Origin of the sequence: Solwaraspora sp. WMMA2080, assembly GCF_027497395.1 — a bacterium.
Taxonomy (GTDB): Bacteria; Actinomycetota; Actinomycetes; order Mycobacteriales; family Micromonosporaceae; genus Micromonospora_E.
On sequence record NZ_CP114910.1, the window covers coordinates 4,788,116 to 4,804,613 of the forward strand.

Annotated in this window: 20 protein-coding genes; 11 read left to right on the top strand and 9 right to left on the bottom strand. The window is 70.3% G+C overall.

The window, feature by feature from the left end:
- Nucleotides 1-14: 14 nt before the first annotated feature.
- A complete protein-coding gene (locus tag O7543_RS21760) occupies nt 15-2,069 on the top strand; it encodes an AAA family ATPase (RefSeq protein ID WP_281552144.1) in 2,055 nt (684 codons plus the stop codon).
- A 16-nt stretch (nt 2,070-2,085) separates the two neighbouring features.
- Here the strand turns inward: O7543_RS21760 and O7543_RS21765 are convergent, their stop codons facing one another.
- Entirely contained in the window at nt 2,086-4,155 is a 2,070-nt protein-coding gene (locus O7543_RS21765; RefSeq protein ID WP_281552143.1) for an AAA family ATPase, read from the bottom strand.
- Nucleotides 4,156-4,323: 168 nt separating this feature from the next.
- Entirely contained in the window at nt 4,324-5,217 is an 894-nt protein-coding gene (locus O7543_RS21770; protein ID WP_281552142.1) for a DUF2993 domain-containing protein, read from the bottom strand.
- 174 nt (nt 5,218-5,391) lie between these two features.
- Between O7543_RS21770 and O7543_RS21775 the strand changes: the two genes are divergently transcribed.
- On the top strand, nt 5,392-5,667 hold the full coding sequence (locus tag O7543_RS21775; RefSeq protein ID WP_281552141.1) for a hypothetical protein: 276 nt from the start codon (nt 5,392-5,394) through the stop codon (nt 5,665-5,667).
- The gene (locus O7543_RS21780) at nt 5,664-6,056 is read left to right on the top strand and encodes a type II toxin-antitoxin system VapC family toxin (RefSeq protein WP_281552140.1); all 393 of its coding nucleotides are present in this window, start codon (nt 5,664-5,666) and stop codon (nt 6,054-6,056) included. Before O7543_RS21775 ends, O7543_RS21780 begins: the two co-directional genes overlap by 4 nt.
- A gap of 24 nt (nt 6,057-6,080) precedes the next feature.
- On the opposite strand, the gene O7543_RS21785 is transcribed toward O7543_RS21780, so the two are convergent.
- Nucleotides 6,081-7,040, bottom strand: coding sequence for an SEC-C metal-binding domain-containing protein (locus O7543_RS21785; protein ID WP_281552139.1), 960 nt, complete (start codon nt 7,038-7,040; stop codon nt 6,081-6,083).
- Nucleotides 7,041-7,197: 157 nt separating this feature from the next.
- Here O7543_RS21785 and O7543_RS21790 point away from each other — a divergent pair, with 157 nt between their 5' ends.
- Complete coding sequence (locus tag O7543_RS21790) at nt 7,198-7,455, top strand: type II toxin-antitoxin system prevent-host-death family antitoxin (protein ID WP_278173223.1); 258 nt, start codon at nt 7,198-7,200, stop codon at nt 7,453-7,455.
- Nucleotides 7,452-7,712, top strand: coding sequence for a Txe/YoeB family addiction module toxin (locus O7543_RS21795; RefSeq protein WP_281552138.1), 261 nt, complete (start codon nt 7,452-7,454; stop codon nt 7,710-7,712). Before O7543_RS21790 ends, O7543_RS21795 begins: the two co-directional genes overlap by 4 nt.
- On the opposite strand, the gene O7543_RS21800 is transcribed toward O7543_RS21795, so the two are convergent.
- A complete protein-coding gene (locus O7543_RS21800) occupies nt 7,684-9,090 on the bottom strand; it encodes a HAMP domain-containing sensor histidine kinase (protein ID WP_281552137.1) in 1,407 nt (468 codons plus the stop codon). The two genes, O7543_RS21795 and O7543_RS21800, sit on opposite strands and share 29 nt — an antisense overlap.
- On the opposite strand from O7543_RS21800, the gene O7543_RS21805 reads away from it, so the two are divergent.
- On the top strand, nt 9,080-9,265 hold the full coding sequence (locus O7543_RS21805; protein WP_281552136.1) for a hypothetical protein: 186 nt from the start codon (nt 9,080-9,082) through the stop codon (nt 9,263-9,265). The two genes, O7543_RS21800 and O7543_RS21805, sit on opposite strands and share 11 nt — an antisense overlap.
- Here O7543_RS21805 and O7543_RS21810 read toward each other — a convergent pair.
- Nucleotides 9,235-10,002 carry a response regulator transcription factor gene (locus O7543_RS21810; RefSeq protein ID WP_281552135.1) on the bottom strand — a complete coding sequence of 256 codons (768 nt, stop codon included), beginning with the start codon at nt 10,000-10,002 and terminating at the stop codon, nt 9,235-9,237. The two genes, O7543_RS21805 and O7543_RS21810, sit on opposite strands and share 31 nt — an antisense overlap.
- A 69-nt stretch (nt 10,003-10,071) precedes the next feature.
- Complete coding sequence (locus tag O7543_RS21815; RefSeq protein ID WP_281552134.1) at nt 10,072-10,557, bottom strand: hypothetical protein; 486 nt, start codon at nt 10,555-10,557, stop codon at nt 10,072-10,074.
- Between the two features lie 119 nt (nt 10,558-10,676).
- Here O7543_RS21815 and O7543_RS21820 point away from each other — a divergent pair, with 119 nt between their 5' ends.
- Both O7543_RS21820 and O7543_RS21825 read left to right on the top strand, forming a co-directional pair.
- A complete protein-coding gene (locus O7543_RS21820; RefSeq protein ID WP_281552133.1) occupies nt 10,677-11,321 on the top strand; it encodes a class I SAM-dependent methyltransferase in 645 nt (214 codons plus the stop codon).
- A gap of 641 nt (nt 11,322-11,962) precedes the next feature.
- Nucleotides 11,963-12,715 (top strand): alpha/beta hydrolase, encoded by a 753-nt coding sequence (locus tag O7543_RS21825; RefSeq protein WP_281555752.1) that lies wholly within the window; start codon nt 11,963-11,965, stop codon nt 12,713-12,715.
- 202 nt (nt 12,716-12,917) lie between these two features.
- Here O7543_RS21825 and O7543_RS21830 read toward each other — a convergent pair whose 3' ends face one another.
- From O7543_RS21830 to O7543_RS21840, 3 genes are all read right to left on the bottom strand, one after another.
- Nucleotides 12,918-13,496 (bottom strand): hypothetical protein, encoded by a 579-nt coding sequence (locus O7543_RS21830; RefSeq protein WP_281555751.1) that lies wholly within the window; start codon nt 13,494-13,496, stop codon nt 12,918-12,920.
- 961 nt (nt 13,497-14,457) lie between these two features.
- Complete coding sequence (locus O7543_RS21835; RefSeq protein ID WP_281552132.1) at nt 14,458-14,646, bottom strand: DUF397 domain-containing protein; 189 nt, start codon at nt 14,644-14,646, stop codon at nt 14,458-14,460.
- Complete coding sequence (locus tag O7543_RS21840) at nt 14,643-15,425, bottom strand: helix-turn-helix transcriptional regulator (protein ID WP_281552131.1); 783 nt, start codon at nt 15,423-15,425, stop codon at nt 14,643-14,645. Before O7543_RS21840 ends, O7543_RS21835 begins: the two co-directional genes overlap by 4 nt.
- Before the next feature lie 128 nt (nt 15,426-15,553).
- On the opposite strand from O7543_RS21840, the gene O7543_RS21845 reads away from it, so the two are divergent.
- From O7543_RS21845 to O7543_RS21855, 3 genes are all read left to right on the top strand, one after another.
- Nucleotides 15,554-15,865, top strand: coding sequence for a hypothetical protein (locus tag O7543_RS21845; protein WP_281552130.1), 312 nt, complete (start codon nt 15,554-15,556; stop codon nt 15,863-15,865).
- Nucleotides 15,855-16,121 (top strand): hypothetical protein, encoded by a 267-nt coding sequence (locus O7543_RS21850; RefSeq protein WP_281552129.1) that lies wholly within the window; start codon nt 15,855-15,857, stop codon nt 16,119-16,121. The genes O7543_RS21845 and O7543_RS21850 overlap by 11 nt, the downstream gene beginning before the upstream one ends.
- A 75-nt stretch (nt 16,122-16,196) precedes the next feature.
- Nucleotides 16,197-16,496, top strand: coding sequence for a DivIVA domain-containing protein (locus O7543_RS21855; RefSeq protein WP_281555750.1), 300 nt, complete (start codon nt 16,197-16,199; stop codon nt 16,494-16,496).
- The last annotated feature ends 2 nt before the right edge of the window (nt 16,497-16,498 follow it).

Here is a 16,498-nt window from a genome sequence, read left to right on the forward strand (position 1 = left end):
GATATCGATTTGTGATGGCCGGATGTGGGCAAGCGACCACCAGTCTGGACCGGCGGCTGCGGCAGACCCGGGAGCGCCACTTCGTCGGCCGAGCCGCCGAGCTCGCCCTGCTGCGGCAGGCGTTGGAGCGCGCCCCCGAGCCGCTCGGAGTGCTCTACCTGCACGGGCCGGGTGGCATCGGCAAGTCCACCCTGCTGCGGTACTTCGGGGACGAGGCGGCCGCCGCCGGACGACGGGTGGTGCATGTGGATGGAAGGGCGGTCAGTCCGTCTCCGGCCCGGTTCGAGCTCGCCGCCGCTGATGCGCTGGCCGACGAGACGGCGGTGCTGCTGGTCGACTCATTCGAGCACTGCCAGGGGCTGGAGGACTGGCTGCGGGACCGGTTTCTGCCCCGACTGCCGGAGTCCGTCCTGGTGGTGCTGGCCGGCCGGGGCGGCCCCGGGCCGCAGTGGCGGGCCGATCCGGCCTGGCGTGACCTGCTGAAAGTGATCCCGATGGGCAACCTGTCCCGGGAGCACGCCGTCGCGCTGCTCAACCGCCGGGGCGTACCGCCGGATCTGCACCCCTCGGTGTTGTCGTTCGCCGGCGGCCACCCGCTGGCGCTGCGGCTCGCCGCCGAGGTCGCGGTCACCCACGAGGCCGCCGCCACCGCCGCCTGGCGGCCCAGCCTGAACGTGGTGGAGACCCTGCTCACCCAGCTGATCGGGGAGACGCCGTCGCCACTGCACCGGCAGGCGCTGGAGATCTGCGCGCACGCCCAGACGACCACTGAAGGACTGCTGCGGGCGGCCCTGGACTGCGACCCCGGGCCGATCTTCGCCTGGCTGCGTGAGTTGCCGTTCATCGAGTCCGACGCCCGCGGCCTGCGCCCGCACGATGTGGTCCGCGACGCGCTCAACGACGACCTGCGCTGGCGCGACCCGCAGGGCTACGAGACCATGCACCGGCGGCTGCACGCCTACCTGCTCGAGCAGGCGTTGGCCGCCACCGGGCCGGCGGTGCTGCCGGCGGTCGGCGCGATGATGTACCTGCAACGGCACGCGCAGGAGATCCGCCGCTACTTCACCTTCGCCGGCGAGGGCGAGGCCTACGAGGATCCGTACCAGCCGGCGGACCGGTCGACGGTGCTGGACCTCGCAGGTGAGGCCGAAGGCCCGGAGTCCGCCGCGCTGGTCGGCTTCTGGCTGGACCGCCGGCCCGAGGGCTGCCACGTCTACCGCAGTTCTGCCACCGGCGAGGTGGTGGGCTTCATGATCTGGCTGGACCTGGACGACCCGCAGCCGGCCGAGCTGGAAACCGATCCGGTCGTCGACACCGCCTGGCGGCACTGCCGGGCCAGCGCCCCGCTGCGCGGCCGCGAACACATCGGCCTGGCCCGGTTCATGGTGCATCGCCCGCCCTACCAGCGGCCGTCGCCGGTGACCGACATGATCCAGATGCGGATGCTGGCCCACTACCTGCATGACAAGGGTCTGGCCCTGCACTATCTGGTGCTGCACGACGCCGAGTTCTGGGGGCCGAACCTGGCCTACTTCGACGACCATCCGGTCGAGACGGTGCCGCAGGTCGGCGGACGCCCGTACCACCTGTTCTTCCACGACTGGCGGGTCACCCCGCTGATGCACTGGCTCGATCACAACCAGCAGCAACTGCTGTACGGGCTGCAGCCTCGTCCCGCCCGGCCCGGTGCCGACCTGCTGGTGCTGTCCCGCCCCGAGTTCGACGCCGCGGTCCGGTCCGCGATGCGGGCCTGGCGCCGCCCCGACGCACTGGCCACCAACCCGCTGGTCCGTACGCGGCTGGTCGCCGAACGTCCGGACGGCGACCCGGTCGACGCTTTACGGGGCGTCCTCGGCGCCGCGCTCGACGGCCTGCGTGACGACGTCCGGTCACACCGGGTGCTGGTCACCACGTTCGTGCACGGCACCCCGACGCAGGAGGCGGCAGCGGACCGGCTCGGTCTGCCGTACAGCACCTACCGGCGGCACCTGACCCGGGCACTGGACCGGATCAGCGACGCCCTGTGGCACCGCGAACTGCACGGCGGACCTGCACGGGCCCGACCGTAGCTGAGCGACGGTCCGGTTACGACTCCCGGCGCCACAACAGCTCACAGACCCGGTCGATGGCGGCCCGCAGATGCCGCTTGTACGTGCTGGCCGGCAGGCCGAGCCGGTCCGCCGCCGCCTCCTGGGTGGTCGGCCCGGCGAGGTAGGTGGCGGACAGCACCCGGTACAGCTTGGCGTCGCGGGGGTCGTGCCGCAGCGACTCCGCCGTGTCGGTCAACAGCGTCCGCAGCGTGTCCACCGGGTCCCGGACGCTTGCCTGATCGGCGTCGGAGCCACCCCCGGGGTCGACCACCAGCCGGCTGCCGGTCAGCGGGTTGGCCCGCAGCGCCGACCCGTCGTGCAGCCGTCGCAGCGCCGACCGGACCGCCGCGTCGAAGTCGGGCCGGGACAGCACCGTATGGACCGGGGTCGCGACAGTGGTGGTCGCGGCCGTCGAGGACCGGACCGGCGCGGCGGTCAGCGGCCACGCGGTCACCCGGGCCGCCCACACATCCACCGGGACCGCCCGCCAGTCGTGCGCGTACAGGTCGTACGCTCGGCCGTCCACCACCGGCCGGGGCCGGACCGGCTGGTGGTCGATGAACTCCGCCACCCCGACCGCCTCGTCCGCCAGCGTGAGGAACGACCAGGCGAGACGCTCCGAGCGGATCCACCACTGAAGGGTCCGGACGTGCATCAGATTCCGGACCGCGGAGCGCCGCCGCGCCGCCAGCGGGTAGCTGAACCGGGTGAGCAGGATGTGTTCGCCGGCCCGTGGCTGCGCGGCTGCGGCATGCCGCCACACCGCCGCGACCACCGGGTCGGCGGCGACCTCGTCCGGATCCGGACCGGTCAGCCGCAGCGTCACCTGGAACCCGGCGATGGCCCCGTCGTGCGAGCGCCGGTACACGTCGAACGCCTCCGGCTGGCGGTCCAGCCAGAAGCCGACCAGATCGTCGGCGCCGTCGCCGGATTCCCGCACGATCCGTCGCAGGGTGGCGTGGTCGCCGGGTGCCATCCGGTCCGGGTAGACCGCGCCGCCGCCGTGGCGCAGCGCGAACGGCGCCATCACGGCGGTGTCCTGCAGGATGTGGTACAGCGAGCGGACCGCCGGTAGGACGGCATCGCCGCTGGCGGCCCGTGCCCGGTGCAGCAGGTGGGCCGCCACCCGGGCGTGCATCACCTGGTAGCCGTGCGGGTCCCGCCAGCGCAGATCCGTGTCCAGCACACTGCGTACCACGTCGTGCGGGACGACCCCATCACGGTCACTTTGGACGAATGGTAGCCGGCGCAGCCAGGCGAACAGCTCCGCCGCCGCCTCGCCGACCACCGAACGCAGCAGGTCCTCGGTGGTGGTCAGCGCGTGTGAGCAGGTCTCCAGCGCGAGCCGGTGTCGCGCCGACGGCAGCTCGCCGACCAGATGGTGCAGCAGGGTCGCGACGACGTCCGGGGTCGGCGTCCAGGTGGCGGCGGCCCGGCGGTCACCGACGGCGACCGCGGCGGAGAGGTTGAGCGCGAGCGGATGGCCGCCGGCGAAACGCAGCACCGCGTCCCAGAGTTCACGTGGTACGCCGCGCCGGTCCAGCAGCTCGGTCGCCGCGGCCGGTGGCAGGCCGCTGAGGCTCTCGACCCGCAGTACGCCGGACCAGCCGAGGTCGGCCTGCCACTCGCAGTCCGGTGCCTGCCGGCTGGCGACCACCACGACGACCCCGTCCGGGATGCGCGGCAGGAACCGGTCCCGCAACCAGCCTTCCAGGCCCTGGCAGCGTTCGAACGTGTCGACGAGCAGGACGGCCGGCGCACCGCTGAGCGCGGCGTAGGCTGCTGCGGTGAATCCGGCCGGGGACGGGTCGATGCCGGCACCGTCGACCTGGACGACGATCCGGCCGGCGTCGCGGGCGAGGGCCGAGAACCGACGCAGCAACATGGACTTGCCGATGCCGCCGGGGCCGTGCACGAACCACACCGGACATCCGTCGGGCGTGCCGGCGAGCGCGGCCCGGAAGGCGTCCAGTTCGGCGGTACGGCCGACGAACGCCTCCTCGCGGGCCGTTCCCAGTCGGTTTGCCAGCCGCCCAGCCACCGCACCCCCCGTGATCTGGTCCACCCGGCATACTACGGTGGGTTACCGCCGGTGCTGAACGGCAGCCCGGCTGCTGCGTCGAGTGGTCGACCCGCTTCGCTGGCCGGTAGCAGCCCGTCGCGCCAAGTGTCCGTCTGGGTGTCCCCGACGGTCCAAATTGGCGATCAGGGCGGCCACCGGTCTGGACCGTGTTCACGCTGACTCCCCGCACTTGTCGGTCCCTGACGGCGTCGCCCGCCCGGCGGGTCGCAGCTCGTCGCCGCCGACGGCGACGGACTCGCCGGTGATCTCCAGGCGCAGCCCGTCGGCGGTCGCGGTCAGCCCCTGGTACGCCAGCCCGGCCGGCAGCTCGGGCAGTTCCCGTTCGATCCGGCGTTCGCCGAGGGCACCGGCGCCGACGGCACCGGCCAGCTGGTCGGCGGAGCGGCGCAGCCCGAATACCTCGACCTCCACCGGCTCGATCCGCAACATCCGGCCGTCGAGCACGGGTACGGCGTACACGGTCACCGGCACGGCCTGGCCGAAGCTCGTCGCTATCAGGTCGACGATCAGCTGGCCGTTGCCGCTGCCGCGAATCTGCACGTCGGCCCCGGAGAGCAGACCGCCGCCGGAGTCCGCGGCCTCGCCGTCGGACCGGTCCTCGGTCCCGCTGTCGGACCGGTTGCCGGCCAGCGCGTCCAGTCGCGTGAGGTCGACCGTGAGCGCGGCGTACAGCCGACCGATCCGGATCTCGACGGGGCCCGACCCGGTGGAGCCGGCACCGGCCGCCGCCAGGTCGCCGTCGATCTCGACGTCGGACACCTCGGCGGTGACCCCGGCGATCGGCAGGTCGCTTTCGCCGAAGCGGTCGGCGGTGACGGTGAGACCGGCGAACCGGCCCGCCAACGCCTGCGTCACGAACGGGAAGCCGTTTACGTCGACCTGCGGCGGCTCGGCCAGCCCGAGGACACAGCCGACGGCGTCGGCGAGCCGGCCGCCGACCACCCCGGCGGCGATCCGGTCCGCGACGACCAGACTCCCGGGGATCAGCAGCGCCGCGGTGAGCAGCAGCCATCCCCGTCGGTTGCGAGGTCTCCAGATGCGCATGCCCCGATCACACCCGGCCGGGGTGCAAGCCGGACGTGAGTTCGATGAGAACCCGTTAAGAACTGCCCGCACCGCTGCAACCGCACCCGCTCGTCCCGTGGTTCCGGGCGGCGGCTGAAGCTGTAGGTACTATTGTTGAGTTGTAGGCACAGTTAGGGGGTCAGGTTGAGCACCGTGTCCGTACGTGAATTCTCGTACAACCCGAGTGCCATGTTCGCCAGGGTCGAGCGTGGCGAAACGCTCGAGGTCACCCGGCACGGCACCGTGATCGCCGTGCTGCTACCTGGTTCGGCCGCCCTCAGCCGCTACTCGCCGCTGGTCGCGAAGGGCCTGATCAGACTCGCCACGACCACGACGAGCGACCTGGACCAAATCCCGCACTTCGACGTACCAGAGGACGTGTCACCGCTGGACCTGCTGCTCGAAGCCCGTGAGGACGAGGACCGTTGATCTACCTTGACTCCTCGGCTCTCGTCACCCTCGTCTCTGGCCGGTCGTACGCGCCCGAGTTGCGCGAGTACCTTGCCGATCAACCTGCGGCACCGATGGCCACGTCGACCCTCGGGTTCGTCGAGACCGTCCGTACCCTCGACACGATCGGTGACTACCCCGACATGATGTCGGATCTGCTGCGCAACTTCACCGAGATCCTGCTGACCGCCGAGGTCCGGGACGCCGCCGCGCTCATACCATCAGGTGCGCGGTCCCTGGACGCGATCCACATCGCAAGCGCCCAGGTGCTGGGCGACGCCCTGACGGTCCTGATCAGTTACGACAAGCGGATGCTGGACATCGCCCGCACGATCGGACTACCGACAGCCTGCCCCGGTCTCAGCTAGGTCGCTGGGTCGGGTACGGCGTTACTAGCCCAGGCCTGCTCGGCCGCAGCACTTCTTGTACTTGGCGCCCGACCCGCACCAGCACGGATCGTTGCGTGCCGGCGGCCAGACGATCGTGTCCTGGTCGGCGGCCAGCCTGGCGTACCGGGTTTTCACCGCTGAGTCGAGCGGCGACTCACCGATCCGCTCGGCGAACTCCGACAACCCGGCAACCGTGGCTGGCACCACGCGGATGGCCGGCACCCCGCTTTCGGCCAGGCCGCGCCAGCGACGCTCCGCCGCCGGGAAGTACACCTCGTCAGGGTCGACGTACGCGTCGGGCCACCGGCGGCGGGCCTCGGCCCGCTCGGCGCGCTGAAACACCAGCAGCCGCAACTGGTCAGGTATCCGACCCGACTCGAAGTGCTCACGCGCCTCGTCCAGGGTCGTCGGCAGTCCGGTCGGCTCGGCCATCCGCTGCGCCGGTGCCGCCGGAGCTATCTCGTCGGTGGCGTCGGCCGGCAACCCGAGCCGGCGCCGGACCTCGCGGCGGCCCCAAACCAGCACCGACGACATCTGCATCCAGCCGTTCGGCCCGCGCAGCGCCTCGAGATCGTCCGCCGTCAGGCGAGCGACGGCCCGGTCGTACCAAACCAGCGCCGCCGGCAGGTCACCGCGTTTAGCCAGCAACTCGGCGACAAGGGTGCACTGCGCCTGACCCAGGTCGGGGTCGCGGGCGAGCCGGGCCAGCTCCTCGTACGCCTCGCTGTCCGCCCCGGCCTCGAACTCGATGCCGGCCAGGTCGCATCGCGCGTAACAGCCGTCCTCGCCGCCCGCCGCGATCAGCTCGGCCAGCAGCTTGCGTGCCCGGTCGAGTTGGCCGGCCACCCGCCACGCCTCGGCCGCTTCCAGCAGGAGCTCGGCCCGCTCGTTCGGATACTTCTCCGCGTCGGCCTCAAGCGCCGCCGCCCGCGCGGCGGCCTGGTTCGCCGGTTTCGTCGCCACGGCCGGAGACCGTACCCGTTGCGCCCGCCGACGTCACCGCGACACTCCCGCCCGGCGCTGCTCGTCAACCGCAAGCCGCTACGGGGGTGCGAGGGAGCATCCTGGCAGCGGAGTCCGGTAAGTGGTACCGTATCCGGTACAAGATTGAGGAGGAGTCGTGGCGGCGGCGATCAGTGCGAGCGAGGCCCGTAAGACCCTGTTCCCGCTCATCGAGCGGGTCAACGAGGACCACACCCCGATCGAGATCGTCTCCAAGCGGGGCAACGCAGTGCTGGTGAGCAAGGAGGACTGGGATTCGATCATGGAGACGAACTACCTGCTCCGGACGCCTGCCAACGCGAATCACCTGATGGAGAGCATCGACCAGTGGCGGGCCGGGACCGCCGTCGAGCGTGACCTGGGTCTCGACGAGTGAAGCTCACCTGGACCGACAACGCCTGGTCCGACTACCTGTACTGGCAGACCCAGGACCGCAAGACGCTGAGGCGAATCAACGCCCTGATTTCCGACATCAAGCGGGACCCTGACGGGCCAGGCATCGGCAAGCCCGAGATTCTTCGGAACAACCTTGCCGGCCTGCGGTCGCGGCGCATCGACGATGAGCACCGTCTGGTGTACGCGGTCGAGCAGGGGGCAATCACTGTCATTTCATGCCGCTACCACTACGAGTGACGCCAGCGGCACCGGCCGGTCCAGCGGGGACGGTGAACCAGATGGTGGTCCCGCCGCCGGGAGTGGTGTCGGCACCGACCTCGCCACCGAGAGCCCGTACCGCGTCGGCGACGATCGCCAGCCCGAGCCCGCTGCCCTCGGTGGCGCCGCCCGCCGCGCCTACCCGGTAGAAGCGGTCGAAGACCCGTTCGGCGGCCTCCGGCGTCAGCCCCGGCCCGGTGTCCGACACCGCCACCCGCACCCGGCCGGCGGCGGCGCGCACCGACACCTCGGCGTTCGCCTCGACCGGCGTGTGCGCCCGTACGTTGGCCAGCAGGTTCGCCAGCACCCGCCGCAGCGCGTCAGTATCGCCGGCGACGAGCAGATGCGGTGGCGAATCCAGCGCGATCACCCGTTGCGGTTCGACGGCGAGCGCGTCGGCGACCGCGTCGCGGGCCAGCACGGCGATGTCGACCGGCTCGTCCTGCAACTGCGGCTCGGCGTCCAACCGGGCCAGAAACAGCAGATCGGACACCATCTTGGACATCCGGGCGGCCTCGTCGTCGAGCCGGCGCAGCACGTCCGGCCGGCGCCGCTCGTCGACCATGCCGCCGCGCAGCAGCTGGGTGTAGCCGCGGATCACGGTCAGCGGGGTGCGCAGCTCGTGCGACGCGTCCGCGACGAACGACCGCATCCGCTGTTCGGATCGCTCCCGCACGGCCAACGCGGCGAGGATCCGGTCCAGCATGCCGTTGACCGCCAGGGTCAGCCGGCCCGCTTCGGTACGCCGTACCCGTCGGGGGTCGTCGGTTATCGGCACCCGGCGGTCCAACTGCCCACCGGCGATCGCGTCGGCGGTCCGCGCGATGTCGTCCAACGGCCGCATCCGGGCCACGATCAGCATCCGGGCCAGAAACGCCAGCAGTACGGCGACCGCCACCGACACCAGCACCTCGATGCCGAGCAGCCGCGCCACGGTCTCCCGGACCGGGGCCAGCGGCAGCCCCAGCAGCACCACGCCGGGGCCGGCGTCGACGGTCACCACCCGGTACCCCCCTTCCGGCGTGGTGATGCTGGTCAGCGGGGACCGCCCGCCGGGCGGCGGGGCCGGTGCGGCGTCCAGCAGCGGGGTCGCCGGCACCGGCGCGGTCGACGCGAACCGGGTCAGCTCGCCGTCTGCGGTGCGGAACTCCACCAGGAACTCGGTGGGGCCGATCACCGCGCGTACCGTATGGTCCCGCAGGTCCCGTTCGCCGACCCGGGCGATCTGCCGGCTGCCGCTGGCGACCAGCGCGGCGGCAGTGGTGAGCTGTTCGTCGGTGCGGTTCATCAGCTGCTGGCGCATCGCGACCGCGCTGACCACGCCGGTGATCAGCAGCGCGGCGCAGGTGAGCGCCACGGTGGCGGCGATCAGCGACCCGCGCAGCGACCAGCGCGGTGCCCGCCGGGTGCGGCTGCGCGGTGCCCGCCGGGTGCGGCTGCGCGGTGCCCGCCGGGTGCGGCTGCGCGGTGCCCGCCGGGTGCGGCTGCGCGGCAGCACGGCTCACCCCTGCACGGCGGTACGCAGCGCGTAGCCGAAGCCGCGGTGGGTGACGATCAGCGGCTCACCGAGCGGGTCCAGTTTGCGGCGCAGGTAGCCGATGTAGGTGTCGACGACATTCGACTCACCACCGAAGTCGTAGCGCCACACCGCCTCCAGGATCTGACTGCGGGATAGTACCCGACCGGAGTTGAGCATCAGGTAGCGCAGCAGTTTGAACTCGGTCGGCGACAACTGCACCGGTGCGCCGGCCCGGGACACCAGCAGGGTGTCCTCGTCCAGCTCCAGGTCGGCGTAGCGCAGCACGGAGCCGGCCCGGCCGGCCGTACCAGCCGGATCGCCCGGCCCGGCGGGGCCGTCCCGGCCGGCGGGACCGTCGCGCCCGGCGGGACCGGAGCCGACCCGGCGCAGCACCGCCCGTACCCGGGCCAGCAGTTCCTCCACCGCGAACGGCTTGGTCAGGTAGTCGTCACCGCCGAGGGTTAGCCCGGAGACCAGGTCGCGGCGGGCGTCGCGGGCGGTCAGGAAGACGATGCCGAACCGGTGGCCGCGTTGCCGTAGCCGCCGGCACAGGTCGAAGCCGTCGCCGTCGGGCAGCATCACGTCGAGTACGACGAGGTCCGGTCGACCCGACTCGGCGAGCTGCTCCGCCTGCGCCACCGTGGTCGCGGAGTCGACGGCGAAACCGTGGAAGGTGAGCACGGTGACCAGCATGTCGACGATGTTCGGCTGGTCGTCGACGACCAGGATGCGCGCCGATGTGTTGCCCATGTCCGCTGATCAGATCACGCCATCATGGGAGAAGGATGAGAACCGGCGGCACCGGTCAGCCGCGGCCCGTCACAGGCAGCACCAGCAGTAGAGGTGGTCACCGGCGTCGCGGGTCCGTCGGGCGAGACCGGCGATCGCCTCGATCACCGGGACGAGCTCGTCCTCGGGCAGGGGGCCGGAGTGGATGAACTCGTCGATCCGACCCCAGCGCGCCGACAGCTCCGGCAGCTGACCGCCGGTGATCGAGGCGAGGGCGTCCCGGGTGGCGTCGTCGAGGCCGAACAGCCACGGGCCGTGCCGCTCCGGGCTCCAGATCAGTCGGCTCTGCACCAGGCTGGCCCGCCAGGGCGCGTCGCGGACGAAGCTGACGAGCTGACCGAGAGCGACCGGAGGGTCGATCCACTTGAGGTCGACGGCGTCCACGGCAACGCCGCCGGCACCGTCGATGTCGCCGCTGCCGGCAGCGCGGGCGACCGGCCCGCCGTCGAGCTCGCCCATCAGCGCGATGGCCGCGTCGTCGTCGACGGACCGGAAGTAGTCGTACAGCACACCCATGCCGGTCACCTCACCACATCGATGCGACGGGAAATCAGGCAACCGATCGCGGTACGCGGCGCGTCTGCGACGAGAGGTCGTCGCCACCGCGCGGGCTCTGGTCGCGTACCGTGCTGCGGGTGTCCGACGCCGACTTCCTGACCACCACCCGGGACTCCTACGACGCGATCGTCGGCGAGTACGCCGAGGCGGTGAAGAGCGAGCTGGACGAGTCGCCGCTGGACCGGGCCATGCTCGGCATGTTCGCCGAACTGGTGCGCTCGACGGGCAACACCGCGGTCGCCGATGTCGGCTGCGGGCCGGGCCGGGTCACCGTGCTGCTGGCCGGGCACGGACTGGACGCGTTCGGGGTCGACCTGTCCCCACGCATGATCGACCACGCCCGCCGGGCGTACCCGGGGCTGCGGTTCGAGGTCGGCTCGATGCTCGATCTGGATCTGCCCGACGGTGGGCTCGGCGGGTTGCTCGCCTTCTTCTCGATCATCCATTTGCCGTGGCAGCGGCGGTCGCAGGCGTTCGCCGAGTTCCATCGGGTGCTGGTGCCGGGCGGCTACCTGATGTTGGCCTTCCAGATCGGCGACCACGTTCGGCACCGGGAGGAGTTCGAGGGTAAGCGGATTGACCTGAGCTTCCACCGGCAGCGGCCGGCTGAGGTGGCGCGGTTGCTGACCGGAGCCGGTTTCCAGGTCCTGGTGACCGTCGAGCAGACTGCGCCAGCGCCGGACCGGCCGCCGCTGGGCATGCTGGTCGCCCGCAAACTCTGACCGGTGGGGACGATGTCCAGCTGGTCGCCGTCCAACTTGTCTGCTGAGCCTCGACGCCGGCAGCCCAGTGGCGGTGAAGGGGGCCGAGTTGTTCGGGCGCTACGGGGCAGCGTGTGCATCGCCTCTCCCCGCGCCTGTCGGTACGCATCGAGTGGAGGGTCCAGGCACGTAATTCATCGGGGATGACGTGCCCGGACCCTCCACTCGACAACGTGCCGGGCGTGACAGCCCGACGCACGCCGGGCTCGGCGGCGAATGGTGGGGCATGATTGGATCGGGTGGGACATCCAGGCCGCCGCACTTCCGACCGGAACGACGGCTGGGGCAGCGGTCGACTGGAGGCCGCCGAACCGCCAGAGGGCTTCCCCGCCGGCGAAGTCGCCCACTAAGCGTCCGCCCAGACCGTGTCACCCGGCGAGTACGCCGTCGAAATCCTGGTCGAGCAGGACGTGGTGCTCGGCGCGGGAGTCGGCGTACGTCCCGAGCCGGTCAGCTTTCCGTGACGCGTGGCTCGCGGCATGTGCGGATGTTCAGGGGAAGGGCGATCGTCTGGCAATGTTGGCCGGGTGCATCTGACGGAAGAGTTCGAGTGGCGCGGACGTGAGGTCCGATGGTGTCGGACGGGTTCTGGGCCCGACGTCGTGTTCTGCCATGGGACGCCGTGGTCCTCGCAGTTGTGGGGCTCCTACGCCGAGGCTCTGAGCGCCCAGTTCACGGTTCACCTGTGGGATATGCCCGGTTACGGGCAGTCCTCAAAGTTCCCAGATCACCGGGTGTCTCTGGACGTCCAGGGTGAGTTACTGGCTGACCTCGTCTCGCATTGGGAGCTGCCGTCCCCGCATGTCGTAGCTCACGACTACGGCGGCGCCGTCGCGTTGAGGGCCCTTCTCTTGCATGGCTGTTCGTTCGCGTCGTTGGCGCTCGTCGACGTGGTGGCGCTGGCTCCCTGGGGGTCGGACTTCTTCCGGCTTGTGCGCGACAACGCCGAAGCTTTCAGCGCGCTGCCGAAGGCCGTCCACGAAGGAGCGCTCCGGGCCTACATCGCAGGAGCTAGTCACATGGGCCTGAGGCCTAGCCAGTTGCAGGACCTCGTTTCTCCCTGGCTGGACACCGACGGGCAAGCCGCGTTCTACCGACAGATCGCCCAGGCGGACCAGACCTATACGGACGAGATTCAGGGTCTCTACCCGCGTCTGGACCTGCCCGTTCTGGTGGTGTGGGGCAAGAACGACACGTGGATCCCTGTCGACCGTGCTCACCTACTGACAGAACTCATCCCGGGCGCTCAACTCGAGCTGATCGATGGGGCGGGTCACCTGGTCCAGCTTGACCAGCCCGTACAACTGGCCACGACGTTGCACGGTTGGCTCACCTCTCAGGCCACGAGGACTTGATGCGGTTCAACATCCGCTCATCGGCACGACAGCACACCGATCGTTGTGACGCATCGTGACGCTCGGATCGCGGAAGATGTGCGCATACAGTCATGGGCGGTAGAGACAGCCCTCCGCAGCGGAATCGCCGCCGCCTTGCTCGCCGCACACCTGCGCTGGTTTGGGGATTCCCCGGCGAACGAGACGACGGGAAGTCTACGGCTCAACAGACTAGATCGCGCCAGAACTCGACGCTTGCCTTCGGCTCCCACGGAGTTTCGCTTACGCCAACGTTACCGAACTCCCAGTCGACGTAGTCTGCCAGATGCAACCCGTAGTAGATGATGTCGGTCTGCCACATCGAAAGCATCGGGTGGCCGAAGGCCCCGGACTCACCAGGGAGATACCGGTGCCCATACACCGGTACCATCTTCGGAACCTGCGTCAGCGAGCGCGTCGCTGTCGCCAATGCCGATGCGGTGCCGCTTGGCCTTGAACCCCAGCTGCTGTGCCAGAAGCCGTTGTTCTCGACGTCGAACAGCACCCCTTCGCAGGGCCAGTACAGCAGGCTGCGCAGCTTGTCACGGTCCCCGTTACGCCAGTTCGGCCACGGCTTCGGGTGTGTGTAGATCACGCCCGGCTCGCGCGGCTCGGGGCGGGTGTTCACCGGTAGTCCTGCGGACAGAAAGGCTCGATGGTCAACGGCGAAACGGAACCCGAATTCTTGCTCGATCCGGTCGAGTTCCGAGTCGGTCAGCCCGGGGTCGACCGCACAGACGGATCTGAGCCGTAGCCGCCGCATCGCTTCCTGGCCAAGACGGCGGCCATCCTCAGCATGTTGATCGAGCCCTACTACCACGACGCGAAACTCTACCCCGTGCACGCGCCCTGGATCGGTGCCGTCGTCATCGCGCCGAGGTGCTGACGTCGGTAACAGCCGAACGCACTCGACACTTTGGCCATGTACACGCAAAGTGACGCCTGATCGGCGGCATGAGCGAAGCGACAGGTTGATCGCCGACGCAGCGCCCGCCTCCGACCGACCGGACGGCGCTCGACCTGCTGCATGCCCCACCGAGGGCGCACGCATCGCGACGACTCAATCGCGGCAGATCAGTTCGTTGCCTCACAAGCTTCTCAAGGGTGTCGGCCAGCTCGGACACGTCACGACGCCCATCGAGCTCGGTCGTGGCGCCGCGTCGCAGACGAGGCTCGACGGTCCGACATACCCGTCACCAGGACCCTCGCCACGCACGCATGATATCGATCATAAGCAGCACCTCATGCTCAGGAGCACCTCGCGGCCAGATGCGGCGCAGGATGCGGCTTCGCGGCATGAGCGGATCTCGCTGTACCGCCCCGACACCTTCAACCGCCGGGGCGGCCCGTGGCGGCAGGTTCAGATTCGGACGCCGCGATCGGCGACATTGCTTCGAGCGGAGGGCTCAGGCACGTTACTCGCCCGAATAACGTGCCTGAGCCCTCCACTCGACGGCGGACCGAGACTCGACGGACCGAGGTGCGCGCTTCTCGGCATGAGCGCGCGCTGGTGCCCGCCCGATCCGGAAACAGCTGATGCGTGCCAGGAGGCTCGGCCGGCCGCCCGTCCCAAGTTGTACGGAATCTCGGCGGCGAGTGCGGCCGCTCGGACGTGCTGAGGGCCGACGCCCTGCACGTCGAGTGGCGGATGCATCCGGCGGATAGGTCAGCGCTGATGCGCGCCGGCTCTGCGTCCTCCTCCAGGGAGGCCGGTGTCGGGTTGGTCAGGGTCGGGTGGTGGCGGCCTGGTCGACGAAGGTGGACCAGGCGGTGGGGGTGAAGGTGAGGGTGCCGCCGGTGCGGTTCTTGCTGTCGCGGACCAGCACCCGGCCCGGCAGGTTGTCGGCGACCTCGACGCAGTTACCGCCGTTGCTGTTGCTGCGGCTGGCGGTGCGCCACGCTGGCTCGGTCATAGCTCCTCTGCCATCCTCGCGATCAGGTCTCGGGACATGTCTTGGGGTAATGCCACCGAGCGTATCGCCTCCCAGGCGTTGACGAAGGCGGCGACCTTGGCCGGCTCCTCGTAGGTGCGGCCGTCCACCGGGTTCTCCGCGTAGGCCACCGTCGCCCCGCCCGGCAGCGTGGCTAGCGCGAAATTGCCCAGCTGGCCGATGTAGAGCCCGGCGTCGACCGGCACCACGTGCAGCAGCACCCGGTCGCGCCGCGACATGTCGACCAGGTGCAGCAGCTGCTCCTTCATCATCACCGGGTCGCCCCGGCGTAGCGCCGCCTCGTCGACGATGAACGAGGTGACCGGCGGCGTCCGGCGGTCGAAGACGGCCACCTGGCGAGCCAGCCGGTGGGCCAGGCGCTGCTCGGCCACCTCCGGCGGGTGCAGACCGACGGCGAGCACCGCGCGGGCGTACGCCTCGGTCTGCAACAGCCCGGGGACGTAGGTCGACTCGTACCCGCGCAGCATCTCGGCCTGGGCCTCGTACTCCGGCCACGGCTGAAACCAGTCCGGCGGCACGGCGTTGCGGGCGTCTGCGGCGGTCTCCTGCACCAGGGTGCCGCTGCCGAAGACATCGTCGATCTGCTCGGCGGTGTCCGGCAGGGGGATCTGCCGGGCCGTCTCGAACTTGGCGATAAGCGAGGTGGAGACGCTCAGCCGTTGCGCCAACTGCTCCTGGGTCATGCCTCCGTTGAGCGTGCGGAGGAACTTGAGAGTGCGAGGAACCCCGTTGCTGCTCACGAATTACCGGTCCTTCCCGATTCAAGATCGAAATTTCGGAACGGGTTCTGTTGGTGGGAATCCTTCCACTGCTGGCGCTGCGGGTCCAGGGTGGATCTGCTGACAGCAGAAAAATCGGGAGGGATTCGATGATCAATAAGGTGGTAGCCGCCGGGGCGGACCCGGACGACGACCCGGTGTTGCGGCACGCAAGGGAGACCGCCGAGAAGCATCTGCCGAGGCGGATCGGCGAATGCCCGACGTGCGGATCGGTGGCGTTCTGCGCACCGTTCACCATGGCCCTGGCGATCCTCGACCGGCGCGACGTGCCGCGAGCACGGCGGATCCGGACCGTCCTCACCGTCGCCGGCCTGTCGCCGCCGGAGTTCCCGCACCCGCCGGAGAGCAGCGACGACGGCCGGAGCGGCAACGGCGGCGGGTGGTGCGAAATTGTCCGGTGAACCGTTGATCAAGGTCGGCGACGTGCTGCGGCTGCGCGCCGAAGACTGGGCATTCGGCAACGGCCCGGTGGCGATCCGGGTGTCACATCTGCGGCACGGTCACGACATTCCACACGTGACCATGATCGCGGTGATGGGCACCTTCGTCAGCGGCCCCCGCGCCGGCCAGATGATGCTGCTGTCGGTGTTCAAACACGCCTTGCGGCGGCCCGGCGTCGTCGAACGTGACGGCCGTACCCCCGAATCTCGCTCCTGACCAGAAACACCCTGACAGCGATCCCGTCGAAATGCGAAAGGCGGTTCCACCGTGCGCAGGCTTCTCCACCTCGTCCTGTTCCCCCGGCGTACCCGGCGGCAGTCCCGGCCGCACACCCGCAACGCCGGCACCCGCCACTACCGCGCTGCGGCCCGGCCGTCGATCAGCCCCGGGCTGGTCCGCGACCGCCAGTTCCTGGACCGCACCCGGCGCGGTCTCGACCCGGCCGAGGTACGCGCCTTCCTGCACCTGGTCGCCGACGAACTGGCCGCGGTGCGGGCCGAGCTGGCGATGACCCGCGACGAGAACGTACGGATCAAGCAGGCGCTGCGGGACTGGCAGTCGCGGCAGTTCCAGGCCCGGATGCCGGCGTAGGC

What these genes read in the sequence shown, in the direction of transcription:
- O7543_RS21835 (WP_281552132.1), bottom strand. Translation starts at nt 14,646, where the DNA reads ATGACCGAGCCAGCGTGGCGCACCGCCAGCCGCAGCAACAGCAACGGC.
- O7543_RS21815 (WP_281552134.1), bottom strand. Translation starts at nt 10,557, where the DNA reads ATGGGTGTGCTGTACGACTACTTCCGGTCCGTCGACGACGACGCGGCC.
- O7543_RS21830 (WP_281555751.1), bottom strand. Translation starts at nt 13,496, where the DNA reads ATGCGGCGGCTACGGCTCAGATCCGTCTGTGCGGTCGACCCCGGGCTG.
- O7543_RS21845 (WP_281552130.1), top strand. Translation starts at nt 15,554, where the DNA reads ATGATCAATAAGGTGGTAGCCGCCGGGGCGGACCCGGACGACGACCCG.
- O7543_RS21810 (WP_281552135.1), bottom strand. Translation starts at nt 10,002, where the DNA reads ATGGGCAACACATCGGCGCGCATCCTGGTCGTCGACGACCAGCCGAAC.
- O7543_RS21760 (WP_281552144.1), top strand. Translation starts at nt 15, where the DNA reads ATGGCCGGATGTGGGCAAGCGACCACCAGTCTGGACCGGCGGCTGCGG.
- O7543_RS21770 (WP_281552142.1), bottom strand. Translation starts at nt 5,217, where the DNA reads ATGCGCATCTGGAGACCTCGCAACCGACGGGGATGGCTGCTGCTCACC.